25 protein-coding genes and 1 pseudogene are annotated in these 26,901 nt (G+C 70.0%); 7 read left to right on the plus strand and 19 right to left on the minus strand.

Going from position 1 to position 26,901, the window contains the following annotated elements:
- From ACFWYS_RS35430 to ACFWYS_RS35450, 5 genes are all read right to left on the minus strand, one after another.
- Complete coding sequence (locus ACFWYS_RS35430) at nt 1–933, minus strand: VOC family protein (protein WP_384777890.1); 933 nt, start codon at nt 931–933, stop codon at nt 1–3.
- Between the two features lie 7 nt (nt 934–940).
- Nucleotides 941–2,017, minus strand: a complete 1,077-nt coding sequence (locus ACFWYS_RS35435) for an amidohydrolase family protein (protein WP_384777893.1) — start codon at nt 2,015–2,017, stop codon at nt 941–943.
- Nucleotides 2,014–3,177 carry an FAD-dependent oxidoreductase gene (locus ACFWYS_RS35440; RefSeq protein ID WP_384777896.1) on the minus strand — a complete coding sequence of 388 codons (1,164 nt, stop codon included), beginning with the start codon at nt 3,175–3,177 and terminating at the stop codon, nt 2,014–2,016. The genes ACFWYS_RS35435 and ACFWYS_RS35440 overlap by 4 nt, the downstream gene beginning before the upstream one ends.
- Before the next feature lie 300 nt (nt 3,178–3,477).
- Nucleotides 3,478–4,434: a cyclase family protein gene (locus ACFWYS_RS35445; RefSeq protein WP_384777899.1), complete on the minus strand. Its 957-nt coding sequence runs from the start codon at nt 4,432–4,434 to the stop codon at nt 3,478–3,480.
- A complete protein-coding gene (locus tag ACFWYS_RS35450) occupies nt 4,431–5,411 on the minus strand; it encodes a fumarylacetoacetate hydrolase family protein (RefSeq protein WP_384777902.1) in 981 nt (326 codons plus the stop codon). The genes ACFWYS_RS35445 and ACFWYS_RS35450 overlap by 4 nt, the downstream gene beginning before the upstream one ends.
- 233 nt (nt 5,412–5,644) lie before the next feature.
- Between ACFWYS_RS35450 and ACFWYS_RS35455 the strand changes: the two genes are divergently transcribed.
- Entirely contained in the window at nt 5,645–6,568 is a 924-nt protein-coding gene (locus ACFWYS_RS35455; protein ID WP_384777905.1) for a LysR family transcriptional regulator, read from the plus strand.
- Between the two features lie 102 nt (nt 6,569–6,670).
- Here ACFWYS_RS35455 and ACFWYS_RS35460 read toward each other — a convergent pair whose 3' ends face one another.
- Complete coding sequence (locus tag ACFWYS_RS35460; RefSeq protein WP_384777908.1) at nt 6,671–7,951, minus strand: MFS transporter; 1,281 nt, start codon at nt 7,949–7,951, stop codon at nt 6,671–6,673.
- Between the two features lie 648 nt (nt 7,952–8,599).
- A complete protein-coding gene (locus ACFWYS_RS35465) occupies nt 8,600–10,042 on the minus strand; it encodes a hypothetical protein (RefSeq protein WP_384777911.1) in 1,443 nt (480 codons plus the stop codon).
- A gap of 815 nt (nt 10,043–10,857) precedes the next feature.
- Between ACFWYS_RS35465 and ACFWYS_RS35470 the strand changes: the two genes are divergently transcribed.
- Nucleotides 10,858–12,339, plus strand: a complete 1,482-nt coding sequence (locus ACFWYS_RS35470) for an FAD-binding protein (RefSeq protein ID WP_384777914.1) — start codon at nt 10,858–10,860, stop codon at nt 12,337–12,339.
- Nucleotides 12,340–12,368: 29 nt separating this feature from the next.
- Here ACFWYS_RS35470 and ACFWYS_RS35475 read toward each other — a convergent pair whose 3' ends face one another.
- The 10 genes and pseudogenes from ACFWYS_RS35475 to ACFWYS_RS35520 all read right to left on the minus strand — a co-directional run bounded on the left by ACFWYS_RS35475 (nt 12,369) and on the right by ACFWYS_RS35520 (nt 20,477).
- Entirely contained in the window at nt 12,369–12,713 is a 345-nt protein-coding gene (locus tag ACFWYS_RS35475) for a MazG-like family protein (protein WP_384777917.1), read from the minus strand.
- A gap of 71 nt (nt 12,714–12,784) precedes the next feature.
- Nucleotides 12,785–14,680, minus strand: coding sequence for an ATP-binding cassette domain-containing protein (locus ACFWYS_RS35480; RefSeq protein WP_384777920.1), 1,896 nt, complete (start codon nt 14,678–14,680; stop codon nt 12,785–12,787).
- A 216-nt stretch (nt 14,681–14,896) separates the two neighbouring features.
- Nucleotides 14,897–15,112, minus strand: a pseudogene (locus tag ACFWYS_RS35485) (winged helix-turn-helix transcriptional regulator); the annotation flags it as partial.
- 94 nt (nt 15,113–15,206) lie between these two features.
- The gene (locus tag ACFWYS_RS35490) at nt 15,207–15,620 is read right to left on the minus strand and encodes a hypothetical protein (protein ID WP_384777923.1); all 414 of its coding nucleotides are present in this window, start codon (nt 15,618–15,620) and stop codon (nt 15,207–15,209) included.
- Nucleotides 15,617–16,096, minus strand: coding sequence for a protease inhibitor I42 family protein (locus tag ACFWYS_RS35495; protein ID WP_384777926.1), 480 nt, complete (start codon nt 16,094–16,096; stop codon nt 15,617–15,619). The genes ACFWYS_RS35490 and ACFWYS_RS35495 overlap by 4 nt, the downstream gene beginning before the upstream one ends.
- Nucleotides 16,097–16,105: 9 nt before the next feature.
- Nucleotides 16,106–17,704 (minus strand): peptidoglycan-binding protein, encoded by a 1,599-nt coding sequence (locus tag ACFWYS_RS35500; RefSeq protein ID WP_384777929.1) that lies wholly within the window; start codon nt 17,702–17,704, stop codon nt 16,106–16,108.
- 149 nt (nt 17,705–17,853) lie between these two features.
- A complete protein-coding gene (locus tag ACFWYS_RS35505) occupies nt 17,854–18,327 on the minus strand; it encodes a WXG100 family type VII secretion target (protein WP_384777932.1) in 474 nt (157 codons plus the stop codon).
- 298 nt (nt 18,328–18,625) lie between these two features.
- On the minus strand, nt 18,626–18,994 hold the full coding sequence (locus ACFWYS_RS35510; protein ID WP_384777935.1) for a VOC family protein: 369 nt from the start codon (nt 18,992–18,994) through the stop codon (nt 18,626–18,628).
- Nucleotides 18,995–19,199: 205 nt separating this feature from the next.
- Entirely contained in the window at nt 19,200–19,550 is a 351-nt protein-coding gene (locus ACFWYS_RS35515; protein WP_384777938.1) for a VOC family protein, read from the minus strand.
- Nucleotides 19,551–19,580: 30 nt separating this feature from the next.
- Nucleotides 19,581–20,477 (minus strand): aminoglycoside phosphotransferase family protein, encoded by an 897-nt coding sequence (locus tag ACFWYS_RS35520; protein ID WP_384777942.1) that lies wholly within the window; start codon nt 20,475–20,477, stop codon nt 19,581–19,583.
- Nucleotides 20,478–20,847: 370 nt separating this feature from the next.
- On the opposite strand from ACFWYS_RS35520, the gene ACFWYS_RS35525 reads away from it, so the two are divergent.
- The 4 genes from ACFWYS_RS35525 to ACFWYS_RS35540 all read left to right on the plus strand — a co-directional run bounded on the left by ACFWYS_RS35525 (nt 20,848) and on the right by ACFWYS_RS35540 (nt 23,919).
- The gene (locus ACFWYS_RS35525; protein ID WP_384777945.1) at nt 20,848–21,156 is read left to right on the plus strand and encodes a hypothetical protein; all 309 of its coding nucleotides are present in this window, start codon (nt 20,848–20,850) and stop codon (nt 21,154–21,156) included.
- Between the two features lie 106 nt (nt 21,157–21,262).
- Entirely contained in the window at nt 21,263–21,679 is a 417-nt protein-coding gene (locus ACFWYS_RS35530) for a hypothetical protein (protein WP_384777948.1), read from the plus strand.
- Nucleotides 21,663–22,361 carry a hypothetical protein gene (locus tag ACFWYS_RS35535; RefSeq protein ID WP_384777950.1) on the plus strand — a complete coding sequence of 233 codons (699 nt, stop codon included), beginning with the start codon at nt 21,663–21,665 and terminating at the stop codon, nt 22,359–22,361. Before ACFWYS_RS35530 ends, ACFWYS_RS35535 begins: the two co-directional genes overlap by 17 nt.
- 355 nt (nt 22,362–22,716) lie before the next feature.
- Nucleotides 22,717–23,919: a glycosyltransferase gene (locus tag ACFWYS_RS35540; protein WP_384777953.1), complete on the plus strand. Its 1,203-nt coding sequence runs from the start codon at nt 22,717–22,719 to the stop codon at nt 23,917–23,919.
- Here ACFWYS_RS35540 and ACFWYS_RS35545 read toward each other — a convergent pair.
- Complete coding sequence (locus ACFWYS_RS35545; protein ID WP_384777956.1) at nt 23,901–24,200, minus strand: hypothetical protein; 300 nt, start codon at nt 24,198–24,200, stop codon at nt 23,901–23,903. The two genes, ACFWYS_RS35540 and ACFWYS_RS35545, sit on opposite strands and share 19 nt — an antisense overlap.
- A 176-nt stretch (nt 24,201–24,376) precedes the next feature.
- Nucleotides 24,377–25,537 carry a magnesium and cobalt transport protein CorA gene (locus ACFWYS_RS35550; protein ID WP_384777959.1) on the minus strand — a complete coding sequence of 387 codons (1,161 nt, stop codon included), beginning with the start codon at nt 25,535–25,537 and terminating at the stop codon, nt 24,377–24,379.
- 246 nt (nt 25,538–25,783) lie between these two features.
- Between ACFWYS_RS35550 and ACFWYS_RS35555 the strand changes: the two genes are divergently transcribed.
- Nucleotides 25,784–26,878 carry a winged helix DNA-binding domain-containing protein gene (locus ACFWYS_RS35555; protein WP_384777962.1) on the plus strand — a complete coding sequence of 365 codons (1,095 nt, stop codon included), beginning with the start codon at nt 25,784–25,786 and terminating at the stop codon, nt 26,876–26,878.
- Nucleotides 26,879–26,901 lie beyond the last annotated feature (23 nt).

The raw sequence follows: 26,901 nt of genomic DNA on the forward strand, positions 1-26,901 counted from the left end.
TTACACCGGCGGGGCGACGAAGACGCCGCGGTCGACGTCGTTGAACGACTCCTTGGCGACCAGCTCGTTCATCGGGTTCGCCGTGCCCCACTGGTCGGTGACCTCGGGCCGGGAGAAGTCGTAGACGTGCGGGTGCCAGGTGTCCTCGTCGAGCTCCTCCAGCTCGGTGGTGTACTCGACGGTGTTGCCGTGCGGGTCGAGGAAGTACGTGAAGGTGTTGTCGCCCGCCATGTGTCTGCCCGGCCCCCAGATCTTGCGCACACCGGCCCGCATCACGCGCCCCGATCCGCGCATGTACTCGTCCAGGCCGCGCATCTCGAAGGAGATGTGGTGCAGGGAGGTGTGCGGGCACTGGGCGATGGCCATCGAGTGGTGCTGGTTGCTGATCCGCATGAAGTGCATGACCTCGCCCATGTGCGGCGAGCTGAGCGTGTCGGAGAGGCGGAAGCCGAGGTGGGTCTCGTACCACGCGCGGGTCTTGTTCAGGTCCGGGGAGTTGAGGACGACATGTGACAGCCGGACCGGGATCGCCTCCTTCTCCTCGATCCGGCGATGCTGCCGGGCCGCCACGTCCGCGGAGACCTCGACGGTGCGGCCGTCGCCGTCGAAGAAGCGGAAGCCGTAACCGCCGCCGGGGGTGTCGACCTTCCCGGGCCGTGAGATCAACTGCACGCCCTGGGCGAGGAGTTGCTCCGCGAGCGCGTCCACGTCGGCCGCGCTGCCCGCGCCGTAGGAGACCAGGTCGAGACGCTTCTCGTCGGCCTTGCGGAGCCGGACGACGTACTGCTCGGGGCTGCCCTCGGCGGCCAGGAACGAGACGCCGGAGTCCTCGGCGACCTTGGTCAGGCCCCAGACGCCGGAGTAGAAGTCGAGCTGCCTGTCGTAGTCGGGTACGGCGAGGTCGACGTGGCGCAGATGGGTGAGGAGGCGCATGGGGCGGTCAGTCCTTCCGGAGGAGTGCGGCGGCGTTGCCGCCTCGTACGGCGTCGAAGTCGGCATCGGAGAGCCGCGCGGTGCGCAGCGCGCCGACGGGGTCGTCGGTGCCCATGTCGAAGGGGAAGTCGGAACCGAGCAGGACCCGGTCGGCGCCCGCGGCGCGGATCAACTCCCGCAGGACGTACGGGTCGTGGACGAGAGAGTCGAAATACAGGCGCTTCAGATAGCTGCTGGGCGGATGGGCGCAGCCCGCACGGGCGTCGGAGCGCGTGGACCAGGCGTGGTCGGAGCGGCCGAGGTGGGTCGGCAGATATCCGCCGCCGTGCGCAGCGATCAGCTTCAGCCCAGGATGGCGGTCCAGGACGCCCGAGAAGATGAGATGGGACAGCGCGACGGCGTTCTCCGTCGGCTGCCCGACACTGTTGGACAGGTACCACCGGTCCAGTCGCTCGTCGAGCGTGCAGCCGAAGGGGTGCAGGAAGAGGATCGCGCCCGTCTCCTCGGCCCGCGTCCAGAAGGGTTCGTACGCCGGGTCCGACAGCTCGCGGCTGGGCCCCTTCTGCCCGATGGCGGACAAGGAGGGAGCGTGCGAGGAGATCTCGACACCCAGCAGGCCCAGGCCCATGGCGTGTTCGAGGGCGCGCACCGCCAACTCCGGGTGCTGGAGGGGAGCGAGACCGAGGCCATGGAGCCGCCCGGGTGCCCGGGCGCAGTGCGCGGCCGTCGCCTCGCCGGCCAACAGGGAGAGCTTCTCCGCCGTCTCCTCCTCCGCCCAGTAGTGGTAGTGCGACGGGGAGGGGCTGACGACCTGCACGTCCACGCCCTGCGCGTCCATCGCGGCGAGACGTACGGCGACGTCGGTCAGAGCCGGGACGCGCTCGCGCACCATCGGGCCGTTGACGGCAAGCGCGGCCGGGCCGTTGCGGCGGGCGTCCAGCGCCCTGGCCTCGGCGAGACCGGGCCGGCCGGCCACCAGGGCGTCTACCTCGGGGAGCAGGACGTGCGCGTGCACGTCGATGGTGGGCGTGTTCACGGAAGCGCCGGTGGGCGCGGTCGCGGAGGCGACAGCGGGCGCGGTCACGGAAGCTCCTTCAGCGAGGTCAACGTGCGGCCGACCAGCCCCGCGACATCGGCGTCGCGTACGCAGTCCAGCTGCCACCGGCCGATCTGCACCGACGCCTCGACGACCCTGCGCACCCGCGGGATCCGGCGCTCGTAGTACGCCTGGAGCAGTTCGTCGTCCCACTCCCGGCCGCAGGTCAGCAGCTCGGCGAGGACGAGGGCGTCCTCCAGGGACATCGCCGCGCCCTGGGCCAGCGTGGGCGGGCAGCAGTGGGCGGCGTCGCCGATCAGCACGACCCGGCCCCGGTGCCAGGAGCCCTCGACCAGCAGGCGGTCGAACCAGGTGTAGTTGACCTTCGCCGGGTCGGTGATGTGCTCGGTGATCTCCGGCCAGACCCCGCCGTAGCCGCGCGCGAGGCGGCGCATCTCGTCGGCGTAGTCGGCCGGGTCGACGCCGGCGCGGTCCCGGCACGCCTCCACGACAAACGCGTAAAGGGTGTTCTCGCTGGTGGGGGTGTACCCGGCGATGTAGGCGGGGCCGCCGTAGGAGAGGTCGGCGCGGGTCACGCCCGCGGGCCGTGGGGCGGCGATACGCCAGATGGCCATGCCGGTGGGCTCGGGTTTCGCGGTGATGCCGATCGCGGCGCGGGTGGCGGAGTTCAGACCGTCGGCGGCGATCACCAGGTCGTAGCGGCCCTCGACGCCGTCGCTGAAACGCACCGAGACACCGTCGGCGTCCTGGTCCAGCGACTCGGCCGTGGTGCCGAGCCGGACCCGTGCGCCGGAGGCGCGGACCGCGTCGATGAGGATCTGCTGCAACCGGGGGCGCTGCATACCGAGGGTGGCGGGCAGGTCGGGACCACCCGTCTGGATGTCCTCGGCGACGAACAGCACGGTGCCGTCCGGAGCGGTCACCCCCAGCGAACCGAAGGCACAACCGGAGGCGGCCGTCTCCTCCCACACCCCCAGTTCGCGCAGGACCCGCAGGGCGTTGCCCTGAAGGGTGATGCCGGAGCCGGTCGTGGCGTTCCAGTCGGGCCTGGCCTCGATCAGGTCGACGGCGATGCCGGCGCGGCGCAGCAGAACGGTGACGGCGTTGCCGGAGGCACCCCCGCCGATGACGAGGACGGTGGGCGTACCCCCGGACGGCGGCTGGGGGAGGGTGCGGCTGTCGGTCATGTCGGGGTCCCTCCCGAGAGTGGGCCGCGCGGCGACGGGCGGCTGGGGATGCGGGGTGTGGGCATGCGGGGGTGTGGGGATGCGAGGGCGCGGCGAGGGTCGGGTGCGGCGAGGTGTGGGTGGGCGGTTCGCCCGCCCGGGTGCCGACCGGCCGCTCCGAGTGCGGGCCGGACGGTTCCGGCCGATACTCGAAGTCGGTGGTGTGAGGGCCACCCGGCAGTGAGCGGACTGACGGGTGGCCAGGGGGCCGGCGCAGACAGGCCGCGGACCCCGCTCGATGACGATCTACTTGACGGCGGTCTACTTGACGGCGATCGGGTTGACGGGGGAGCCGACGGCCCCGGTGATGGGCAGCGGAGCGGCGGTCAGCCAGAACTCGTACACACCGTCCGAGGCGCAGTCCTCGGCCAGCGACTCCAGGTCCCACATCTCGCCGATGAGCAGTCCCATGTTGGGGATGACGACCTGGTGCAACGGCTGGAAGGCGTGGTCGAACTCGTTCGGCCGAACCTCGAAGCCCCAGGTGTCGGTGGCGATCGCCGCGATCTCGGTACGGTGCAGCCAGCCCGCCGTGGTGAACGACAGCCCCGGCGCGGGCCCACCCGCGTAATCGCCCCAGCCGTCGCGCCCGACCCGGGCGAGCCGGCCGGTGCGGACCAGGACGATGTCGCCCCTCCCGACGCCCACCCCGTGGGCCTGCGACGCCTGCGCGAGGTGCTCCTCGGTGATCGCGAACGCGTCCGGCAGTTCACCGTCGGTGCCGGCCACCCGGCCCACGTCCAGCAGGACACCGCGCCCGGCGACGTACGGCGCCATGTGCTCGATGCCGGTGACGAGGTCGCCGTCGGAGGTGACCACCTTCTCCGCCGGCCGCCCGTTCCAGGCGTTGCCGTGGTCGAAGATGTGGCCGAGCCCGTCCCACTGGGTGGAGCACTGCAGGGGCATCGCGATCACGTCGTCGGCGCCGCCGATGCCGTGCGGGAAGCCCTGGTTGCCGAGGGCGGCGTCGGTGCCGGTGTCGAGCATGGTGTGGACGGGGTTGGTCCGCCGGCGCCAGCCCTTCTGCGGCCCGTTCATCTCGAACCGCTGCGACAGCGAGAAGCTCACGCCCCGCCGCACCAGCGCGGCACCCTCCCGCCGCTTGGCCTCGTCGAGGAAGTTGAGCGTGCCGAGCACGTCGTCCGCGCCCCAGCGCCCCCAGTTGGAGTACGCCTTGGCGGCCTCGGCGATCGCGCCCTCGGGATCGTGCCGGTTCACGCCGCCTCCTCGACACAGCGGGTGCGCTGTACGCCCAGTCCCGTGATCGAGCCCTCCAGCACGTCGCCGTCGCGCAGCAGCCGGCCCCAGTGGATGCCGTTGCCCGCCGGGCTGCCGGTCAACACGAGGTCACCGGGCAGGAGTTGAGCCGACTGCGAGATGTACGACACCAGCCGCGCGATGCCGAAGAGCATGTCCTTGGTGGACTCGTCCTGCATGGTGTCGCCGTTCAGCTTCAGGGTGACCCGCAGATCACCGGGATCGGCGACCGACTCGGCCGGCACCAGCCACGGCCCCAGCGGGGTGAAGCCCGGGGCGTTCTTGCAGCGCAGCCAGTCGGTGCCGATGGCCTTCATGTCCCGGCGGAACACGGTGGCGCGGTCGGTGAGGTCGTTGGCGATCGTGTACCCGGCGACGTACTCCAGGGCCTCCTCGACGGACACCCGGTGCGCGGGCCTGGCGATCACGGCCGCCAACTCCAGCTCCCAGTCCGGCTGTTCGGCCCAGGCGGGGAGGACGACGTCGTCGTACGGCCCCGCGATCGTGCTCGGCAGGCCGATGAACACATACGGCAGGTCCTCGGCCGCCCGCCGGTCCATGACCGCGGCGATCTCGGCCCGCGCCTCGTCGACCGTGCGCGGATCGTCGGGGGAGCGGTGGGCGACCTCCAGGTCGATCACATGCTGCCGGTAATTGGCACCGGACTGGAAGATCTGCCGGGGCTCGACGGGAGCGTGCACCCGCAGCCCCTCCAGCGCCCGCCACTCCCCGGCGTCGTCGCCCGCCAGGACACGCAGCCGGGGGAGCGTCTCATCCCACCGCTCCAGTACGCCACGCATGTCGGACGGCGCCGAGTCCAGGGCCCGGCCCAGGTCGAGCACCCGGCCGCCGGCCAGGAGGCCGGGGAACGGCTTCCCCTCGGGGCCGGAGAAGGTGCCGAGCGCGAACGGGCCGGCAGGCTGCACGAGCGTTGCCATGAGATTTCCTCCTGCTGGGTTGCGGTCTACTCTGGCCTCGATCGGCGGATCACGGAAATCAATCTTGTGAATGCGCCGGATCCATGGCATGGATGGCTCGCGCTGGCGTGGATGGCTTGGGCTGACATGGATGGCTCGCGCTGACATGGGTGGCCGGCGATGACATGGATCGCTTTCGCTGACCTGGATGACTTCGCTGACATGAATGGCTTTCGCTCGCAAGGTGGTGCCCGGTGAACCTGTCCCGACTCGACCTCAACCTGGTCGTAGCCCTGCGCGCCCTGCTGGAGGAGCGCAACGTCACCCGGGCCGGCGAGCGCGTCGGGCTCAGCCAGCCGGCGATGAGCGCGGCACTGTCCCGGCTGCGCCGCCATTTCGACGACGAACTGCTCGCCCGCAGCGGCAACTCCTACGAACTGACGCCGCTCGGCGTCGCGTTGCGGGACCGCAGCGCCACCGCCTGCGACCTGCTGGAGCGGGTGTTCTCCAGCCAGGCCGACTTCGACCCGGCCGCCGAGTCCCGCGAGTTCACCCTGCTCGCCTCCGACTACAGCGCGGCCGTGTTCGGCTCCGCGCTCGCCCGCGCCGTACACCACGAGGCCCCCGGCATCCGGTTCGCCTTCCAGCATCCGGCGCCGTCGGTCGAGGAGAACACGGCCGCGCTGCTGAGCACGGTCGACGGGCTGCTGATGCCGCACGGCGTCATCGACGGTTTCCCCGCGGTCGACCTCTACCAGGACCGCTGGCTGTGCTTGGTCGCCGACGACCACCCCGAGGTCGGCGACGCACTCACCCTCGACCATCTGGCCCGGCTGCCGTGGGCCGTCTACCAGCGGCCCTACGACGCGCCGGCCGCCCGCCAGCTGAGCATGCTCGGCATCAGCCCGCACGTGGAGGTGTCCGTCCAGACCTTCCAGCTGCTGCCGCACATGGTCGAGGGCACGCGCCGGGTCGCGATGATCCAGGAGCGGCTGGCCCGCAGGGCGGTGCAGTCGGCGGCGGTGCGGGTGCTGCCCTGTCCTTTCGAGGCCGTACCGGTGCAGGTGGCGCTGTGGTGGCATCCGGTTCATGCGCAGGACGCGGCGCACATCTGGCTGCGGCAGAAGGCGGCGGACGTGGGGGCGACGTTGATGGAGGAGAGGGGTGATCTTCGGTGATCTTCGGTGACCTAGTGTGCGTGCCGCGACGGACCCCGTGAACCTGGGGCGTTGAGGAGCCGTCGGACCACGTCGGACCGCGTCAGACCACGTCAGACCACGTCAGGCCAATTGCTCCGGCAGCGGCCGTGGATCGACCGTCCCGGCCCGCCGCCGGGCTGCCGCCCACAACCCCGCCGCCATCAGAGCCGCCACCAGCCCAAGCACCCCCACCGCACCGGCCAGCGATCCCACCTCCGCCTCCACGGCGATCAGCACCAGCGGGCAGACGAACTCACCCCCGAAGAAGGCCGCCGTCCACAGCCCCGTCCCGCGGCCGCGGTCCTCGAAGGCCAGCCGGGACATCGCGCTCGTCAGCAGCGCGGGCAGCAGCATCCCCGTACCGAGGCAGTTGATCACCGCTCCGACGACGAGTAGCACCGTATTGCTCGCCAGGAACATCACCCCGAACCCGACCGCGCAGACCGCGAGGACGGCGGGCAGCATCGGGTCGGGGGCGCGCTTCAGCCGGGCGAAGGCCACCGCCCCGCCCACGGTGGCCGCACTAGCGATGGCGGTGGCCAGGCCGATCACACCGGAGTTCTCCACTCCGAGGTCGTCGAGCAGGTACGACATCTCCACCGGGACCGTGTAGAAGACCATCGCCCCGAAGAAGGTGAGGGCACAGATGGCCGCCAACCGCCGCCAGGGGAAGGGGCGGTGACGGACCGTGCCCCTCGCGTCGGCAGGGTGGGCCGGGTCGGCTGGGTGGGCCGCCGGGTTGGGCAGGGCGGAGGCCATCATCGGGGCGAGGAGCAGACTCACGGCGTAGATCCAGAAGGGCACCCTCCAGCCCGCCGCGCCCACGACGCCGCCGACCACGAAGAAGACGGTGGCCGAGGCGGAGGCGCACATCGTCTGCAGGGCGAGGTACTTCACCCGCTGTCGGCCGCTGTAGTAGTCGGCGATCAGCGTGGTGCAGCAGGTCATGATCGCGGCCTCGGCGACACCCACCAGGGCCCGGCCGACGATGATGGCGCCGAGCGAGTCCAGCCACAGCGGCGCCGTGCCGAACACGGCGTACAGGATGGTCGCGACGATCAGCAGCCGCTTGCGCCCCAGCCGGTCCACGAGCACCCCGGCGAACGGGGCCAGCAGCGCCAGCGACAGCGCCGGAACGGTCAGCGCGAGGGGGACGAGCGCCTTGGCGCCGGGCGTCGCGGCGAAGTGGTCCTGCATCTTCGGCAGCACCGGCGCGATCAGTACGGCCCCCAGGATCGGCAGACAACTGCCCGCCATCAGCAGCGTCACCCGCAGCAGATGGGCGGGGCGCGACGCGGCGACGGACGACGCGGCGCCGTCCATGGCTGCGGTGGGCGGGGTCGGGGACATGGCACCGGGCATGGCGACTCCAGGGGACGGCGTAGGGGAGGGCATGCCTTTCACGGGCGCCGACGGCGCCCGGCATGCCGGTAAACGACCCCACGGCGAACGCCGTGGACGACCCCACGCCGGCGGCTGGTCCGGACAGCGGTGTGCGGGACAGTGCCGTGCAGGACGGTGGCGTGCAGGTAGGGACGACTATGGGCCGCCGGTCTCCCCGCCGCCATCCTCCGAGCGATCGGAATCCTGGATCCCGGCCATTCATGGCGTGGATGGAGGCGTGGACGAGCGGATCGGGGGAGGCAGCTCAGGAGAGGCAGTTCACGACGGGTAGTTCACGGCAGGCAGTTCATGACGAGCTACCTAGCTGCCCAGCCGGCTGCGGGTGAGGGCGACGTGGAGGAGGGCGAGACGGCGAGCCTCGGGTCAAGGACGTTGCTGACCAGGTCGTTCGGCCTAGGGCTCCCGATGGCGGCGCTACGCTCGACGGTCGCCCACCCCTGGGCGATGGAACCGGAAGGCATCACCGCCCGGCACTGGGCCTTGCCCCTGTTCCACGACGCCCTCCGCCTGACAGCGGAGTGCCGGGCCCGGATAGCCCGGGCCCGGCAACACAGCCGACCTGTACGGCCCCCGGAGAACCGGGGGGTCAGCCTCTCCTCATCGGTGTTACCAGTCCTTCTCCTTCTCGTGCTTGGGGTGGTCGGGCTTGCTCGGCATGCTGGGCTTGGAGGGAAGTTCCGGCTTGGACGGGAGCTCCGGCTTGCTCGGGATGCTGGGCTTGGAGGGGAGCTCCGGCTTGCTGGGGATGGCCGGCTTGGAGGGGAGCTCCGGCTTGCTGGGGATGGCGGGCTTGGAGGGGAGCTCCGGCTTGGTGGGGATGGCGGGCTTGGAGGGGAGCTCCGGCTTGGTGGGGATGGCCGGCTTGGAGGGGAGCTCCGGCTTGGTGGGGATGGCGGGCTTGGAGGGAAGTTCCGGCTTGCTGGGGATGGCCGGCTTCGAGGGGAGCTCCGGCTTGGTGGGGATGGCCGGCTTCGAGGGGAGCTCCGGCTTGGTGGGGATCGCGGGCTTCGAGGGAAGCTGTGGCTTGGCCGGGAGTTCCGGCTTCGTGGGGAGGGCGGGCTTCGACGGCAGTTCCGGCTTCGACGGAAGCGCAGGCTTGGCGGGAAGTTCCGGCTTCGCGGGCAGCGCCGGCTTGGAGGGGAGCTCCGGCTTCGAAGGCATCGCTGGCTTTGCCGGAAGCGCCGGTTTCGCGGGGAGCTCGGGCTTGGAAGGGAGCGCAGGCTTCGCCGGCAGCGAGGGCTTCTCCGGGAGTGCGGGCTTGGCCGGCAGCGCGGGCTTGGCGGGGAGTTCCGGCTTGGTGGGCAGTGCGGGCTTGGCCGGGAGTTCCGGCTTCGCGGGCAGAGCGGGCTTCGCCGGGAGCGCAGGCTTCTCCGGCAGCGCAGGCTTGACTGGGTAAGCGGGCTTGGCGGGCAGCTCCGGCTTGGCGGGGAGCGCGGGCTTCGCAGGGAGTTCCGGCTTCGCGGGGAGAGCGGGCTTGACCGGCTTCTCCGGGAGTGCGGGCTTGGCCGGGAGTGCGGGCTTTGCGGGCAGCTCCGGTTTCGCGGGCAGCGCGGGCTTGGCCGGATGTGCGGGCTTCTCCGGCAGCACGGGCTTCGACGGAAGCTCCGGCTTGGCCGGGATCGCGGGCTTGACCGGCTTGGCCGGGTAGTCGGGCTTGGCCGGGTGCACGGGCTTGGCGGGGTAGTCCGGCTTCACAGGATGCGCGGGCTTGACCGGGTAGTCCGGCTTCACGGGATGCGCGGGCTTGGCCGGGTGGACCGGGTAGGCGGGCTTGCCCGGGTGGGCGGGCTTGGCCGGGTAGTGAGGCGTCGCGGGCTTGCCCGGGTGAGCGGGCTTCGCGGGGCTGCCCGGGTGTCCCGGCTTCACCGGATGTGCCGGTTGGGCGGGCGTCGCCGTGTGGGCCGGGTGGGCGGGCTTGGCCGGATGCGGGGGCGGGGTGGTGTGGTTCTGGGCGCCGGCGGTGCCCGCGCTCGTCAGCGCGGCTGCTGCCAGCGCGGCGGCCAGGGCGGCCGGCGTCAGAACAGATCGCCATCTCGGCGATGTTGTCATTTTCTCCACTCTCCTCGACTTGGTTCAGGGCCTCGTGACGGCTGGTCAGCACCAAGAGCCGGACAGTGGATGAGTACGAAATCGGCTGATATGACTAACCTTTTGACGGTAATAAGCCACCGGATGGGGTATCGCTAGGGGCTCTCGATTGGCCCGGCTGGTGGCAACGAGGTACACCCCCGCGCGGTCCGAAACCGTCGCGGCGCCCGCTTTCCCTCCCGCCTTCCCGCCTGCTTTCCCGGTCGGTTTCTCGGTCGGTTTCTCGGCCTCCCCGGTTCCCGGAAGCATGCGCCCGCCACGACGACAACCCGCACACCGGTTGCCGGCCCACCAGCTGCGCACCGAGCCGGGGACGCTGCGGGCGCCGGCGCCACCGCCCCCCAACCCGTCACGACGCCCGCACGAGCGCGTTCCCCCTGCTGAGCCACCTCTCCTCGGCCCCGTCTCCTGGAGGACGGCACCGAGCCGAACAGCGGCATCCAGTAGCAGCCGATGCCCTGAGCGACGCGGACGTCCGTGACGGCGATGCGATTGCCCGACGCCTCCGAGGCGGCCGCGCTCACGGTCACCCCGCCGACGAGCGCCAGACCGGCCGTCGCCTCGACCCGGCCGAGCCCTTCGCCCTGCGAGACCACCCCGCAATGCTTGCACATGAGCGAGTAATTAACTTGCCGGAGTCGAGTGGAACTCGCGCGGCCGGCCGCCCGTTGACGTAGCGCAGATCCACAGACGTTCAGGCATTCAGACGTGCCAGACGTGCCAGACGTGCCAGACGTGCCAGACGGTCAACGGACCCGTGAGCCACCTGGAGTGTCATGACCAGCTCTCCGTCCCGACGCACCGCGTTACGCGGCCTCGCCGTCACCGGTGCCACCGTCATCGGCTTCGACCCCTTCACCCGGAGCTGGGCGGCAGCCACACCCACGGCCGACGCGTCCCGGCTCAAAGGCGTGCCCGACCTCGACGGAACGCTCCTCACGGACACCGCGTCCCGCACGGCCGTCGCCGACGACTACGGCCACATCGTGCACCGCGCCCCGGCCGCGGTGCTCAGACCGGGATCCGTGCGGGACGTCGTCACCATGGTCCGGTTCTGCAACACCCACGGGATCGAGGCCGCCCCACGGGGGCAGGGTCACGCCACGCAGGGACAGGGGCAGATCGACGGCGGCCTGGTCGTCGAGATGACGCCCCTCGCGTCCATCGGCCCGGTGGACACCGGCAGTTCGACGGTCACCGTCGGCGCCGGCGCCAAGTGGAGCGACGTCGCCAAGGCCACCCTCGCGCACGGCCTGACGCCGCCCGTCTTCACCGACTACCTCGAACTCTCCGTCGGCGGCACGCTGTCCGTCGGCGGCTTCGGCGGCCAGGCCCACCGGCACGGCGCCCAGGTCGACAATGTCGTGGCGCTCGAAGTCGTCACCGGCGCAGGGGAGTTGCTGCACTGCTCCGCCATCCGGCACGCCGACCTGTTCCACGCGGTGCGCGCCGGGCTCGGCCAGTGCGCGATCATCGTGGGCGCCACACTGCGTCTGGTCCCGGCCCCGGAGACCGTACGCCACTACCTCCTGCCGTACGCCGACCTGCGGACGTACGTGGACGACCAGCGGCGCCTCGCCGAGGACGAGCGCTTCGACTACCTGGAGGGCCAGCTCACCGCCGACGACTCCGGCGTCTACCGGGGCGGCGTCATCGAGGCCGTCGCCTACGGCCCGCCCGCCGGCCAGGCCCCCGACGACACGGCTCTCCTGCGCGGGCTGCGGCACGACCCGCAGGGCGCGCAGATCACCGACCTGCCGTACTACGACTTCCTGGACCGCGTCGCGCCCGCCGTGGCGGAGCTGAAGGAGTCGGGCCTGTGGTACTGGGCGCACCCCTGGCTCAACCTCCTGCTCCCCGGCGCCCGTACGGCCGACATCACCCGCGAGATCCTGGCCTCGCTCACCCCCGACGACGTCGGCCCCGGCCTGGTCCTCCTCTACCCGATACGCCGCGAACGGCTCACCGCCCCCTTCCTTCGCGTCCCGGACGACCCGGTCCCCTACCTCTTCGCCATCCTGCGCGCGACCCCACCCGACGACCGTCCGACGATCGACCGCCTCCTCAAGGCCAACCGCTCGGCGTACGACATCGCCTACGCGGCCGGCGGCCGTCGCTACCCGGTCGGCTCGGTCCCCTTCACCGAGCGCGACTGGCACCGCCACTTCGGCCCCGCATGGCCGGCCCTGGCCGCGGCCCGTCGGCGTCATGACCCGAAGGGCGTGCTGGGCGCGGGCCAGGGCATCTTCAACGGGTGACGGCGATGACGGGCTCTATCCGACCCGTCTCACCGGGCTGCTGTCGCGGCGTCCTCCTCTTCGGGCAGATCCCGCGCCGCGATACGGCTCAGGTGGCGTGCGAACACGGTCGGGGCCTCGGGGTTCATGCGGGTCAACGCGACCATGGCGGTGACGACGACGTCGCAGATCTCGGACTCGACGTCCTCCCAGGTGTGTGAGTGGCCCTTGCGCGGGTTCTGCCCCATCGCCCCGATCACGGCCTCGGCGACCTCGCCGGCCTCCTCCTGAATCTTGAGCAGCTGCAGGAGGATGCGCTGGTCGCGGGGGAGCGTGGAGTGGTCTTCGAAGCGGGCCGCGAGTCGGCTGATCGTCTGCCAGGTCGTATCAGGCACGTGCGTCTCGATTCTGGTCGATTCTGTTCTGTGTCGAACCCATGTCGGATCCGTGTCGAAGTGCATGGGCGTCACCGATCCTTGGCCAGGGCGACGAGTTCCGCGAACAGGCCACCCCCGGCGGCGAGTTCGTCGTACGTGCCCTGTTCGGTGACCCGGCCCTTGTCCATGACCAGGATGCGGTCGGCGAGCCTGGTGTTTTCCAGCTGATGGGTGACGACGATCGTCATACGTTCGGCGGCGATCCGTTTGATCTGGAGGAAGATGGCGTGTTCCCCGCGGGCGTCCATCTGCGAGGTCGGCTCGTCCAGGATCAGCAGCGGGGTCTGCCGGTAGAGCGCGCGACCGCACGCCAGGCGCTGCCACTGCCCGCCCGACAGCTCCGCCCCGCCCCACAGTTCCTTGGCGAGGAGGGTGTCGAGCTGCCGGGGCAGGGTCTCGATGGCCTGGCGCATCCCGACGGCGTCGACCACGTCCCACACCGGCGCGTCGTCGTAGGTCCGTGGCTGGCCGAGGGTGATGTTCTCGCGAGCGCGCAGGGGCCAGCGGGCGAAGTTCTGCGGGACGAGCGCGGTGCGTTTCCATACGGCGTCGGGGTCGGCCTGGGCCAGGTCGACGTCGTCCCACAGGACACGGCCCTTGTCGGCGAGCAGGATGCCGGTGATGAGTTTGGTCAGGGTCGACTTGCCGGAGCCGTTCTCGCCGACGACGGCCAGGATCTCGCCGCGTCGCAGGGTGAGCGACACGCCCGCGACGGCCGGTTCCGCCTTGCCCGGGTACCGGTACACGACCTCATCGAGGCGGATTTCGTCCACGCGCTCGGAAATCGTCAACTCCCCTCGCTGCGGCGCGCGTTCGGCGGCCAAGTCCAGGAAGGCGCGCATGTCGGCAAGGTAGAGCGAGGTGTGGAACATCGCCGCCCCGTGGATGACGAACTGGGAGAGCGCGGCCAGGGTGGTCTGGACGGCGACCACGGCGGTGGCGGCGACGGGCAGGGCGATACGGCCGGAGGCGGCCAGCCAGGCGAGGGTGGCCCAGGTGCACAGCAGGAAGATCCCGCCCAGGGCACTGGTGGCCAGGACGATGCGGAGCATGCGCGGGGCGGCGGCCAGGGTGCGCCGGTCGATCCGGTCGGACAGGGCGCGGTACCAGTAGGCGAGGTAGCCGGTCAGGCCGTTGGCGCGGACCTCGTCGCCGTATCCGGAGTAGGTGGCCCACCAGCGCATCATGGAGCGGACGTTGCGGTCGCCGAGGTTGAGGTAGTGGGTCTCGTAGTCGACGCGCGCGGACAGTACGGCTCCGGCACCGGCCGGGAGGACGGCCAGCAGAAGCAGGGGCAGCATCAGCGGGTGCAGCGCCGTGATGACACCGCCGGCGGCGATCATGCGGATCAGGGCGGACAGGAACCGCTGGGCCTCCTGCACCATCGTCCGGGTCCGGATGGTGCCGACCTCGGCGGCCTCCTGCCGGTCGGTGAACCCGTCCTCGCCGTACGCGGACGACTCCACGCGGCACACGGCGGTCACGAGCGCGATGTCCGCCTCGGTCATCAGCAGCGGGGTGATCCGCCCGTCGGCGTACGAGGACAGGGCACCGCTGACACGGCCGACGGCCGCGGCCGTCGTCACGACGATCAGGGCGGGCAGCGCGGCGTGCAGACGTTCGGGCACGCTGCCGGTGCCGAGGACATGGGTCATCGCCTGTGCGGTGAACGCCAGGACGACAGCGGCGGCGACGCCGGTGAGCACCTGGCAGACCAGGAGCAGCACGGCGCCGGTCCGGTCGACGGCCCACGCCATCCGCGCCGTGTGTCCGAGCACGGCCGGCAGGCGTCGGCACATGGTGCCGAAACTGGCGTCTGCCAGGGGGTTCTTGCCGAACTTGGCCTCCAGCGTGATGGCGGCCGGAGGTGGAGGGGGAGGACTCTCCGAGCTTTCGGTCGAGGCGTCAGTAACAGTCACCTGCATCCCTCCTCGGGGTAGGTGCCGCACCTGGATGGCTCGGCGTGCACGGCTAACGACGCGACACCGGAATCGAACACGCTCGATTCCGGACGCGCGCGATCCCAGCCCCGCCAAGGGCACGAACACGCGGACACCGAGTTGAGGCCATCGCCCGGACCACACGGGTTGGCCGAAACGCCGACGCCTGAAACGCCTGTGACGAATGAGGTCTACCGGAGGTCACTGGCGGGCGTCGTAGCTGTCGTGCGCCGCGAGTACCTCGGTGATGTGCTCCTCGGCCCAGCGGCTCAGTGCCTGGAGGGGGGCGTGCAGCATGTACCCGAGTGCCGTCAACTCGTATTCGACCCGGGGCGGGACCTCGGCGTACACATGGCGCGAGACGATTCCGTCGCGTTCCAGGTCCCGGAGTGGGTCGGTGAGGACCTTCGCGCTGACGGTTACCGTTCATGGAGACCTCAGTACCGCCGTCGACCTCGCCCCGGACGAGATCACCGAGTCGTACCTCGTCCAAGCATGGGAGGTCTGCCGTTCACTCCCCGGCTGTCCGAGAGCGGTGGACGACGCGGAGGGTGAGGAGTTCGGCGACGGCCTCCAGCCAGCGGGCGGCCGCTTCGTCGCCGTCGACCCCGTCGGCGGCGGTGGCCGCGGACTCCAGCCATGCACGCACCATGGACGCCGCCTCATCGCCCGGCACCGGCTCGCGCAGCTCGGCCGCGTACCGGACACCCCCGCCGCGTACCACCTTGGCGAGGAAGGCCACCGCCCGCGGCTGGATGCCGAGCCGGTCAAGGAGGACGGCGGCGCCCACCGCGCCGTCGCCGAAGAGGGCGGTGCGGTGCGGTCCGGCGAAGGAGAGGCCGTAGCGCAGCATCGCGGGGATGTCCGACTGCGCCAGTTCGTCGTCGGTCCGGCCGGGGGGTGAGGTCTGCGGCGCGGAGGTCATGGCTTCCTCACGGTGACGGTGTAGGTGTGGATGGTGGCCCGGTACTTCTTGTCGGGGGTGGGGCTGCCGCTCGGGACAGGGGAGGGGGTGACGGGTCCGCCGGCATCGCCGCCGCCGGCGCAGGCACCGTGCGGGCACTGGATGAGCCGGATCTTCGTCGTGCCCGCTCCGACGGCCTTGAAGTCGAAGTAGTCCGTTCCGCTCCCGCTGCCGACGGCGTCGTCGTCGGCCTCGATCTCCTCCCGCTTGTCCGTCTTGCGGACGACGTCGGCGTCGGGCTCCGGCGACGTCAGGTACCACCATTCCCCCATCGCGGTGTCGACCGGAACGGACAGCGTGAACTCCTCCCCCTCATCCACCTGAACGTGCTTCTCATCCAGCTCGTAGGTGTCAGGCCCGGTGAGGCCGCAGCCCGCGAGCAGGGTCATCAGCAGGGCGGGGACGGCGAGTCGGCGCAGGGCGAGGGCGCTGGTCATGACGCTCACTTATCGGTCGGCGGGCAGGTGGACGGCGTACGCGTCGGGCATGCGGGAGTCGGAGGCCTTGTCCATGTGACCGTTGACGAAGTCGTCCTCGCTGACCCAGGTCGTCTGGCCCCACGGGTTGTAGATCTGCAGCATGTCGCCCTCCTGGCCGATCACCATCATCTGGTGTCCGTGCCGGCCGTCCTTGTCGTACCCCTCCACTTCGATGGGGACTGGTCTGCCCTCGGCGACGGACTTCTCGATGTCCGGCAGCACGTCACGGCGCTCGTCCGCACCGCGAACCTGCTGGTACTCGTAACTGCTGCCGGTGTGCGGGCTGATCTCGTCGTTGGCGATCTGGTTCTGCCCGTCGCTGTCCATTCCGTCCGGGACGTCGGACCAGAAGTGCGTGTAGTCGCCGTCGCCTTCCTCGTGCAGGCGCAGCTGTTCGTCGTGGATACGGTCGCGGAAGGCGTCGGGGTCGTCCTCCTGCCCGGACGGTCCGCCGGTCAGCTCCAGCGCGTAGACGGGATCGACCATGGCGCGGGCGGTCACGGTGCTCGACGGCACACAGGTGTTGCCCTCCTGGGACCACTTCTCGTCGCCGAACCACTGGTAGTCGGTGTTCTTGTTCGACCCGTCAGGGTTGCGCCCCTCGTCCACCTTGCTGTCGCCGGCCGTGACGATCGGGCTGAGGTGCTGCTGAAGCCAGTACGGGTCCTTGCCGTGGATCTTGTCCTGGAACTGGCCGACCTGGTCCACGTCATAACCCGCGGCCAGCGCCTTCACCAGATACGCCCGCTCCTGCGGCGTCTTGGCATCCGCCAGCATCTGCTCGAAGCGGGCCTCGTCCTGCGGGTTCATCTTCTCCATGAAACGGCCGGAACGTTCGAGGTCGCCCGCCGTGAGGAGTTCGTTCTGCTCCTGCGGGCCCCCGAACACGCCGACGTCGGCGAGGACGAGGCGGTCGGCGGCCGAGATGTTGTCGGTGTGCATCTGCCCGGCACGGGCCTCGGCCGCGTACTTGTTCAGCTCCCGCGCCGCCGTCCGCGCCGCGTCGTCCGCCTCCTGCGCGGCGTAGTAGAGGAAGTTGGCCCCCGTTCCCGCGATCTCCTGGGCCCGCTGGCGCTCGGCTTCCTCGTCGTCCGTCTCGACCATGTCGTCGAAGAAGCCGTCGTCGCCGCCGAGCATCGTGCGGGCCCTGCGCAGCTGTTCGCGGCCGTCGCCGTCCTTGGACTGGGCGGAGGTGAGGGCGTCGGAGAGGTCGAAGAGGGCCTTGGACGCCTTGCGGAACGCCTCGGCCATCTGCTCGGCGGAACGGCCGGCCGCCGCCACCACCTCGGCCGCCTTGGCTCCGGTGCTGCCCACCCACACCGACGGAAGCCCTGACGCGGCGACCTTCTCGACCCGCTGCTGTACGTCCGCGGCATCGTCGGCCTGGCCCTTGTAGCGCTGGGCGATGGCGTCCAGGGTGCTCGGGGAACCGACCGGCGCGGCGACACCGAGGAGGTTGTCGACGGCCTCCAGCACCCCGTTCTTGCTGTCGGCCGCCGCGAGGTCCCCGATGTAACGGTCGATCTTTTCCTTGCGGTCGGTCGTGGATTCGCCTGCGTCAGCCATGTGGTGAGAGCCCCGCTGTCCTTGCTCAGATGTGAGGTGTCCGGCGTCAAGTGACCGGTGGAAGCGCACACGTCGGCCGGGTGAGCGCGGGCGACGGTGTGCCGGTCTGTGTGTCGGTCTGTCCGGTGTGTGCCGGTCAGTCAGGTCAGTCAGTCGAAGTCGGCGAGACTCGGGGGCGCCCCGCCGGGGGTGGGCCGGGTGCCGGTGGGCGGACCGCCGAGGGCGGCGGGGCGCGCGCCCGGGGTGAGGCCCGTGGTCGTCCCGGAGGGGGCAGCGGCGGGTGCGGGCATGGTCGTCAGGCCGTCGTTCGCGCCCGTGGAGTGCAGCGCGAGGATGGTGTCCTGGTCGGCGCTCACGTAGTTCTGCTGGGAGATGCCGACTTTGTCCGCGAGTTCGTGCAGCGCGGCTTCCAGCGTCTTCGCCTCGGCCTGCCAGGCGGCGGCGAAGTTGTCGTACGCGGGGCCGGAGTCGGAGCCGCCGAGGGCGTCCGGTGTGTAGCACATCTGGTCTTCCACGGCCTTGCGTATGGCGCCTACGTCGTCGCCCGCCGAGTCGAGCTTTCCGGCCTCGCCGTCCATGCCGCTCGCTTGGATCCTGTAGCCGTCCGAGCCCGCGCCTGACATGCTCCCCGCCCCCTGATCTGAACGGCCGAGCACCCCCGTGGCAGTCCAGGCCGTCTGACCAGCGATGCTACCCGATCCCGTGTCATGAGCACGTGGCCTCACAGGGGAAGCAGAGCCAGTCCTTCCGCTTGGATCCCCACGCGCTCCCCAGCGCAGCCGTAACTCCCCATATTCTCCCGAGAGTCACCCCGATCGCACGTGGCAAGGTGTGGGATTCGCGACGAACGTCGAGGCCACTACAGGAAATTGCTCTCTACCGCAGGCAGCCCACGACCAGCACGGGCAACCTGGAACAGCGTCACCGAGCCGGGATCGGCTGGGTCAGGTTCAACGCGTTGCCGTCGGGGTCCTGGATGTGGGCGACGCGCTGTCCCCACGGCATGTCTTTGGGGCCGCCGCGGACCGAGCCGCCGAGCGCCGTCACCCGGCCGAGCGTCTCGTCGACGTCGTCGACGCCGATGCTGAGCAGGATCCGCGGTGCCGCCCCGGTCCCCGGGTCCGGCTTGGCCACCAGCCCGAGGTCGGTGTCGCCGATGCGCAAGCCGAGGTAGAAGGCCTGGCCTTTCGCCGGTACCCGGAAGATCTCCTCGGCGCCGAACAATTTCGTATAGAAGCCGAGCAGGACGTCGTGGTTGGCGGTAAGGATCACTGGCTGGATGGTGGACATGGCACTCCTGTCGAGAACGGTCGTATCGCTGGATAGACCGTTCGAGGACGGAGGACTCATCGGTAAAACCGCCTTGCCAGACGACCTACACCCCAGACTGCCGCCCGCGACCAGTACGAGCAGCCCGAAACGGGGTCACACCACCCCTGCTGACCAGCCACTTCAAGACGGCGCAGCCTCACCACAGGAGTTGAGCGCCGTGGGGTCACAGGTCGTGGGCGATGGGGTGCAGCGGTTCGTACAGCGGAAGTTCGGCGCCGCTGGGGAGTCGGATGGCAGTCAGTCTGCCCCAGCGTTGTTCGCTGACCGGGCGGGTGATCTCAACGCCCTTGGCGCGGAACTCGCCGAGCTGGGAATCAAGGTCGTCGCACATCAGGTAGAACTCATGCAGGGGCGGGCCATCGGTCGGGTGCACGGCGACTTCGGCCGGGGGCAGCTTGAAGATGAGCCAGCCGCCGCCCGCGTCGACGCCGGGAAAGTCGAGGACGTCACGGATGAAGGCACGGTCCGCCTCGGCGTCCTGGCTGTAGAGGATGACATGCGCACCGCTGATCATGGCTAGCTCCTTTGTACGGCCGGGGCGACGTCACTCCATCGACTCCAGAATGCGGTCGAGTGTCCGGCGCCCCATGCTGCTCATCGTCGGATTGCTCTCGACGTAGTACCAGACCAGACCCATCGCCTGTTCGAACGCCCATGCCTTGCCGCGCTCCCATTCCAGATCGTCGCAGGCCAGTGTCCGCCGGAGCACTTCCCGCGGGCCTGGCTGCAACAGGTGCCAGGCGCTGACCAGATCCAGCGCGGGGTCGGCCGGGCCGAAGCCGCCGGTGTCGAGTACGCCGCCGAGCCGGTCTCCCGCGACCAGCACATTGCCGGGAATCAAGTCACCATGGCTCATCACGTCGGCACCCGTGCGGGGCAACTCCCGAAAGTGGCTCCACATCCGGCGCAGCCGGGGCACGTCGAGCAGCCCCTCGCTCTCCTCGAAGCACTGCGCCATCCACTCGTCGTGGTGAGCGAGAACGCCGCCACGATTGTCGCCGTTGAAACGCCGCCCCCGCGTCTCGGCGTCCCGGAGGGCGGCGATGAAGACCGCGAGGTCTTCGGCAAAGGCGTCCGACCCACTCGGGTCGGCATCGAAGGCGATCGTTCCCGGCAGCCATGTCTGGACCGACCACGGCATGGGGTAGCCCGCTCCAGGCTTTCCCAAGGCGACGGGTTCCGGGGCGGGGAACCGGGACACCTGCGCCAGCTCCGCACTCGCCCGGGCTTCCCGTTCCAGAACCGCCAGCGCCTCGGCAGCATCGGCCAGACGCAGGGGGAAACGCGCCGAGAGGTCGTTCCCGATGCGGAAGATGGCGTTGACCGTCCCGGTCGACGGCAGGAGTTGGATCGCCTTGCCGCTCCACTGAGGGAACTGTTCTTGGATCAAGGCCGCAACGATTTCGGTGGTCACGTCCACTTGGTCATCGTGCATGGTCATCTCTCGCAGGTTCTTCCACCAGTCCGATTCGAAGCGCCGGAAGCAGACCGGATCAACTGAGACGACAGCCAGTATTCATCCGCCAGGGCCCAGATCAACTGAGATTTTCGGCGCCCCAGGTGTCACAACCGTTCTGGTCGCCCGGGTCACAACCGCGGCTCTGGGCCAGACCACTTGAGACGGGACGCCCCTAGATCATCTCCGGGACACCGTCCATGACGTCGTCCACGGTCAGCCCCCGCCCGCCACGTGAACCAGCAAGCGCTCCTGCTGCGTGAGGATGGCAGGGCCGAGGAGAAGGACCCGGTCAGCCGCGGTCATCACCAGCATTCAGGTCTACGGCCACAACAACGCGCCCATCCAGAACGTCGTGGGGCAGAACATCTCCCACGTGTACCAGTCTGCCTCCGTGCAAGGCGCCGTCGGCATCGAGACCGTACGTGAACTCCTCGCCTCTTTCCGCACCGGTGTGGAGCTGCACGAGGCAGGTCTCGCCAACGCGGCAGTGTTGCGGGCCATGACGGTTTCCGTCGACACCTCGCTGGCCGCGACTGATCCCCAGGCGCAGGCCGGCGCCTTGAGGGGGGTCGCTCAAGCCTTGCCCGCTTTGGTGGCCGGAACCGCCGTCCAGCAGGGCGGGCAGGCGCTTGCCAGCGCCCTTTCGTCGTGGGTGGGTTGAAAAGAATGACGCCCTTACGGCCGCTGGGATCCGGGATGAACCGTTCCGGCTGCCGACGTGTGCGCGCGCGGATACAGTGCTGGGACCAGTGGGGGAGAAGACACACGTGGACGAGCTGACCTTCGCCGTGACGACAGTGTTCGCGGCACTTCTCAGCCAGGCATCACAGGACACTTACGCGAAGGCGCGGGACCTCCTACGGCGCTTGCTGCGACGAGGCGACCAGCCGGACGCCGCAGCCGAGTTGGAGCGCCTCGACCAGGATCGTGCGAGTGTGATGGAGTGTTCCGCGCCCGAGCGGGACGAGGCGGCACGCCGGGCTGCCGCTGGGTGGGCGCTGGGCGTGGAAGGACTCGTACGCGCGGACCGTGCGGCCTTCGAGGAACTGCGGGCGCTTGTTGAAAGGGACGGGCCGACCACAGTGATCAACCAACACAACCACGGCTCGGGCACCTTCATCAACGGCAGTGTCGCTGGCGGGCTCACGATCAACCACGGTGCGGCGCATGGCAGAGACACCTGAACCATCGATCATGGGGGATCAGCACAACCATGGTCCCGGAATCTTCATCGCGGGTGACGTCATCGGGGACGTGCATCACCATGCTTCGTCCCGGCCAACCTTCCACCAGACCGCGCGCATCGAGCAGCATGAGTCGGTCGGAGGGCCGGGCAGTGCCGGAAGGGCGCCTTTCGATGAGGAGCCGTCGGGCGGGGAAGGCAGGACGGGTCCGCTCAAGTCCCTGATCGGGAACGCGTTCGGCGCCTTCATGCTGTTCGGCATGGCCGGCTACGGTCTGGCAACCGTTTTCATGCCGACGCATCCTACATTGGAACGTGTCATTTCGGTCCCCCTGGCGGCTGGTCTGGCCTTGGGCGGTCTGGTGCCCCTGGCATCCTCGCTCGCCGTGCTCGCCGAACTCTGTGCCGCAGGCGCGGCGAACGCGGCCGGTTCGGCGGGCAGACGAGGACGGGAGGGGCGACGGGCCGCCGCCCATTTGAACCTGCGACAGGCACGTCTGGTCGCCCGCACTGCCCACTACTGTGCCGTGCTCGCCGGTTTCGTGGCAGCACTTGTTGGCTTCCTGGCCGCGAGTAGAAGAGCGGCGGACCGCGCCCAGGTGGCAAGCGATTGTGCGGAGTCGGAGGTCGCCAAGGCTTGTGCGGTCCTACAGCGGAGCGATCCGGCTACGGGGGCGCGTTGACTGCCGGGTCGGCGGGTTGATTCAACGTTGGCAACGCAGGAACGACCACTTCACTGACGCGATAATGCAGGCATAGCCCGCGAGACTGAGATGGCCCGAACGAGATTGCGGCGCGGGCATTCGTTCTGCGCTGCCAGTTACGCCGGGGCAAGCGAGGAACACGTTGCGGAGGTTGGTGAGGGTCTCGCGGTCCGCGCCCCTCGATCGATCAGGTCAGGGTCGTGTTCCTGGGAGGGCAGACCGACACGGCGCAGGAAGTGCAGCACGCCGAGCGCCCTTCTCTGCGTGCCTGGGCCCCTTCAGATGCCTGTCCGAACTGCGACGTCTCCTTGGGAGGTCGCGCTAGTCTCCCGGGATGGCTGACTTCTTCCAGGGCGTTGGTACCAGCCCTGCGGCGCCCTTTCGCCTGATCGTCACTGGTGGCGGGACCGGCGGACATACGTATCCGGCTCTCACCGCTGTGCGGACCCTGCAGGCACGTCTGGCCGCTGCGGGTAGGGCTCTCGACGTACTGTGGGTGGGCACGGCGAGTGGGCTGGAGGCCCGTGTGGCTGCCTCTGAGGGCATCCCGTTCGTCGAGGTCGCCACGGGCAAGATCCGTCGTTCGAAGAATCCACTGAAGCTGGTCTCGCTGGCCAACGTGAAGGACATGACGAACGTGCCGCGCGGTGTGAGCCAGGCACGGAGGATCGTCGCCGACTTCCGGCCGGACGTCGTGCTGGCCACGGGCGGCTATGTGGCCGTGCCGGTGGGGCTGGCGGCGAAGATGTGCCGGCGTCCGCTGGTGGTGCACGAGCAGACGGTGCGCCTTGGCCTTGCCAACAAGGCTCTCGCGCGGGCTGCGGCCGTCTTCGCCGTGTCCTCGGAGTCCACCCTTTCGCTGCTGCCGGAGGCGGCTCGTGCCGGCGCTGTCGTGACGGGTAATCCGGTGCGGCCGGAGGTACTCGTGGGGCAGGCGGAGAAGGCTGTGGAGGCTCTGTCCCTGAGGGGCTTCGACCGTTCCTTGCCCACCGTGTATGTCACCGGTGGCGCGCAGGGATCGGCCCAGATCAACCAGACCGTCGCCGGGATCCTGCCGTGGCTGCTGGGCCACGCGAACGTCATCCACCAGTGCGGCGAGGCCAACCTGGCCGCCATGCGAGTGCAGGCGGCCACCCTGCCCTCCGCCCTGGCGGCCCGCTACTACCTGACCGGCTTCGTCGGCAGCGAACTGCCCGACGTCCTGACCCTGGCCGATGTGGTGATCTCCCGCAGCGGCGCTGGGACGATCGCCGAGCTGACAGCCCTCGGCAAGGCTGCGGTGTTCATCCCCCTGGCGTCGTCGGCCGGCAACGAGCAGGCCCACAACGCGCGTCATCTGCAGGACGCCGGTGCCGCTGTCGCCTTGCTGGACGAGGTGTCACCGGCGAGCTTGCAGGCGGCTGTCGGTCCGCTGCTGACCGATGGGGCGCGGCGCGCGAGTGTCGCCGAGCGGGCGCGCGCTCACGGCCGCCCCGATGCCGCGGAACGGCTTGTCGATGCGGTCCTGGCGGCCGTAGATCAGCCGTCCGGGCGCTGAAGGCGACGGGCAGAGCCCGCGACGATCATCTCGATGCAGTCGTGGAACGCGTTGCCCGGTTGTCCGAACGGGTCGGGTACGTCGCGGTCGCCCAGGTACAGCGCGAGTCGGCCGACCGTGTGCTCGTCGGCCAGTTCGTGCAGCGCCGTCAGGTTTGTGACGTCCATGGCCAGGATGGTGTCGGCCCAGCGCATCAGGTCGCGGTCCACCTGGCGGGCGCTGTGTCCGCCGAGGTCGTAGCCGTGGTGCGCGGCGGCCTCGGCGGGATCCGGCTCCGGCATGTCCGGAAGTGCTGACTCTCCGTACGCACCGTGTGCCTTGTCGACGGCGTCGGGAGAAGGCGATCCATGGGGAGTCGAGACTGGGCAGGGGAGTGTCGGCTGAACCGTGAACTGTCCGGGTGGCAGTCGCGTCAGCTCCTCGGAGGCCGTGACATAGGTGCTCGTCGCGTGATTGCTCAGAGCCAGTCCCGCCGCTTGAAGATGACGTACAAACTGGTGCAGACAATCCCCATCAGGGCGATCGCGAAGGGGTATCCGAACACCCAGTGCAACTCCGGCATGTGCGTGAAGTTCATTCCGTAGATCGTGCCGACCAGCGTCGGGGCGAAGAGGATCGCCGCCCACGACGAGATCTTCTTGATCTCCTCGTTCTGCTCGAACCCCGCCTCCGCCAACGCCCGCATCTCCGCGTTCTGTTGCTGCGTGACCAGCGTCGCGTTGACCGTGAGGATCTCGGTGAGGGCCTGGCGGAAGCCGTCGACGCGTTCGCTGGTGTGGGTGACGTGGTCGGCGACGTCGCGGAGGTAGCGCTGGAGTTCCTCGTCCGTGCCGTATTTGGAGAAGCCCGCCATCAGGCCGTGCAGCATGCCGACCAGGGGGCGGGTGGCGCGTTGGAACTCGACCATTTCGCGGGAGAGTTCGTAGATACGGCGGGAGACCTCGGGGTCGCCGCGGAAGACCTCGGTCTCGATCTCGTCGATGTCGATCTGGACGCCTGCCACGACCGGTTCGTAGCCGTCGACCACCGCGTCCAGTATCGCGTAGAGCACCGCCTCGGGCCCGAGCTTCAGCAGCTCCGGCGTCTCCTCCATGCGCCGGCGCACCGCCGACAGATCGGGGGCCGCGCCATGGCGGACCGTGATCACGAAGTCGGGGCCGACGAACACATGGAGCTCGCCGAAGTCGACCTCCTCCGGCGCGTCGAGATAGCGGGCCGCGCGCAGGACCACGAAGAGCGTGTCGCCGTAGCGCTCCAGCTTGGGCCGCTGGTGTGCCTCCATCGCGTCCTCGACCGCGAGCGGGTGCAGATCGAACTCCGCGGCCAGGGAGAGAAGCTCCGCCTCGGTGGGGCGGGCCAGGCCGATCCATGCCATGCCCGACGGCTGGTCACGCAGCTCGCGGTAGGTCTCGGCGAGGGTGGCGGGTGCGGACACCCGCACACCGTCCCGGTACAGCGCCGCCTGCACGACACTCACCACGTCGGAGGATTCGGGAGTCGCGGGGTTCGCCGGAGGCACCGGCAGCGGTGGGCCCGGTGGCGGCGGTGGGGTGAGGGCTCGGCGCCAGACGGACTTCATGGGGTTCTTCGAGGCGGGTCGGGCGCGTCGCTCGGACATCGCGGCTGCCTCCCGGTCGGAACGACGAGTGCGTGATCACGGAGCAGGATATACGGGGCGAATGACATGGGCGGATGGGCCGGACCCAGATTCGGTGAGAGTTGCGGACGGTAGCTGTCCGCAAGTCTCCCTAGTGTGCGGAGCATGACGAAGAGGACCATGGCAGGGACGACGGCTGCTACGACGGCGGCAGCGACGGCAGCGACGGCGACAAGCGCGGTGAAGGCGACGAGGACGGTGAAAGGCATGACCAGGACGGAACCGGTCCTCAGTCCCCGCGCCCTCAACCGTGCCACCCTCGACCGGCAGCTGCTGCTTCGCCGCTCGACTCTGTCCGTCAGGGCGGCCGTGGAGCATCTGGTCGGTCTCCAGGCGCAGGAGGTCAAGCCGCCGTACTACGCGCTCGCCGCCCGGCTCGACGACTTCACGCCCGAGGAGCTGTCGGGGCTGCTGGCCGACCGTGCCGCCGTGCGCATCGTCACCATGCGCTCGACGATCCATCTGCACACCGCCGACGACAGTCTCACCCTGCGTCCGCTGGTCCAGCCGGCCCGGGACCGGGAGATCAACTACTTCCGCAAGGGCCTCGTCGGCGTCGACCTGGACCGGCTCGCCGTACTCGCCCGCGAACTCGTCGAGGCCGAGCCCCGCACCATGAAGCAGCTCCGCGAGGCCCTCAGCGCCGAGTGGCCGGACGCCGACCCGCAGTCCCTGGCCGTCGCCGCCCGCTGCAGCCTTCCCCTCGTCCAGATCACCCCGCGCGGGCTGTGGGGCCGTAGCGCCCAGGTCGCCCTCACCACCGCCGAGCACTGGCTGGGCCGCCCCGCCGAGCCGGCCGTCTCAGCCGACGACGCGGTGCTGCGCTATCTGGCCGCCTTCGGACCGGCCTCCGTGAAGGACATGCAGACCTGGTCCGGTCTCACCCGGATGCGGGCCGCCTTCGAACGGCTCCGCCCCCAGCTGCTCACCTTCCGGGACGAGAACGGCGTCGAACTTTTCGACCTCCCCGACGCCCCGCGCCCCGACCCGGACACCCCGGCCCCGCCCCGCCTGCTGCCCGAGTTCGACAACCTCCTCCTCTCCCACGCCGACCGCACCCGGGTGATCCCGGCCGAGAACCGTGGCCGCACCTGGCAGGCCAACACGTTCTACCGCCCGCTCCTCGTGGACGGTTTCCTCGCGGGCGTGTGGCGGATCATCGGCGACGACCTCGTCATCGAGCCGTTCACCGAGCTCACCAAGGCCCAGCGTGTGGACGTGACCGAGGAGGCGGAGCGGGTGGTGCGGGTGCTGCACGCGGAGGCGTCGTACGACATCCGTTTCGGGACCGTCATCCAGTAGCCGTGCGGCGGTTCTCAGTCCGC

This window comes from Streptomyces sp. NPDC059010 (genome assembly GCF_042740355.1).
Taxonomy (GTDB): domain Bacteria; phylum Actinomycetota; class Actinomycetes; order Streptomycetales; family Streptomycetaceae; genus Streptomyces.

Bases quoted from the DNA above. Each gene is read 5' to 3' on its own strand.
- ACFWYS_RS35430 (WP_384777890.1), bottom strand. From the start codon at position 933: ATGCGCCTCCTCACCCATCTGCGCCACGTCGACCTCGCCGTACCCGAC.
- ACFWYS_RS35440 (WP_384777896.1), bottom strand. From the start codon at position 3,177: ATGACCGACAGCCGCACCCTCCCCCAGCCGCCGTCCGGGGGTACGCCC.
- ACFWYS_RS35450 (WP_384777902.1), bottom strand. From the start codon at position 5,411: ATGGCAACGCTCGTGCAGCCTGCCGGCCCGTTCGCGCTCGGCACCTTC.
- ACFWYS_RS35460 (WP_384777908.1), bottom strand. From the start codon at position 7,951: ATGCCCGGTGCCATGTCCCCGACCCCGCCCACCGCAGCCATGGACGGC.
- ACFWYS_RS35465 (WP_384777911.1), bottom strand. From the start codon at position 10,042: ATGACAACATCGCCGAGATGGCGATCTGTTCTGACGCCGGCCGCCCTG.
- ACFWYS_RS35470 (WP_384777914.1), top strand. From the start codon at position 10,858: ATGACCAGCTCTCCGTCCCGACGCACCGCGTTACGCGGCCTCGCCGTC.
- ACFWYS_RS35480 (WP_384777920.1), bottom strand. From the start codon at position 14,680: ATGCAGGTGACTGTTACTGACGCCTCGACCGAAAGCTCGGAGAGTCCT.
- ACFWYS_RS35490 (WP_384777923.1), bottom strand. From the start codon at position 15,620: ATGACCTCCGCGCCGCAGACCTCACCCCCCGGCCGGACCGACGACGAA.
- ACFWYS_RS35495 (WP_384777926.1), bottom strand. From the start codon at position 16,096: ATGACCAGCGCCCTCGCCCTGCGCCGACTCGCCGTCCCCGCCCTGCTG.
- ACFWYS_RS35500 (WP_384777929.1), bottom strand. From the start codon at position 17,704: ATGGCTGACGCAGGCGAATCCACGACCGACCGCAAGGAAAAGATCGAC.
- ACFWYS_RS35505 (WP_384777932.1), bottom strand. From the start codon at position 18,327: ATGTCAGGCGCGGGCTCGGACGGCTACAGGATCCAAGCGAGCGGCATG.
- ACFWYS_RS35510 (WP_384777935.1), bottom strand. From the start codon at position 18,994: ATGTCCACCATCCAGCCAGTGATCCTTACCGCCAACCACGACGTCCTG.
- ACFWYS_RS35515 (WP_384777938.1), bottom strand. From the start codon at position 19,550: ATGATCAGCGGTGCGCATGTCATCCTCTACAGCCAGGACGCCGAGGCG.
- ACFWYS_RS35520 (WP_384777942.1), bottom strand. From the start codon at position 20,477: ATGACCATGCACGATGACCAAGTGGACGTGACCACCGAAATCGTTGCG.
- ACFWYS_RS35535 (WP_384777950.1), top strand. From the start codon at position 21,663: ATGGCAGAGACACCTGAACCATCGATCATGGGGGATCAGCACAACCAT.
- ACFWYS_RS35540 (WP_384777953.1), top strand. From the start codon at position 22,717: ATGGCTGACTTCTTCCAGGGCGTTGGTACCAGCCCTGCGGCGCCCTTT.
- ACFWYS_RS35545 (WP_384777956.1), bottom strand. From the start codon at position 24,200: ATGCCGGAGCCGGATCCCGCCGAGGCCGCCGCGCACCACGGCTACGAC.
- ACFWYS_RS35550 (WP_384777959.1), bottom strand. From the start codon at position 25,537: ATGTCCGAGCGACGCGCCCGACCCGCCTCGAAGAACCCCATGAAGTCC.
- ACFWYS_RS35555 (WP_384777962.1), top strand. From the start codon at position 25,784: ATGACCAGGACGGAACCGGTCCTCAGTCCCCGCGCCCTCAACCGTGCC.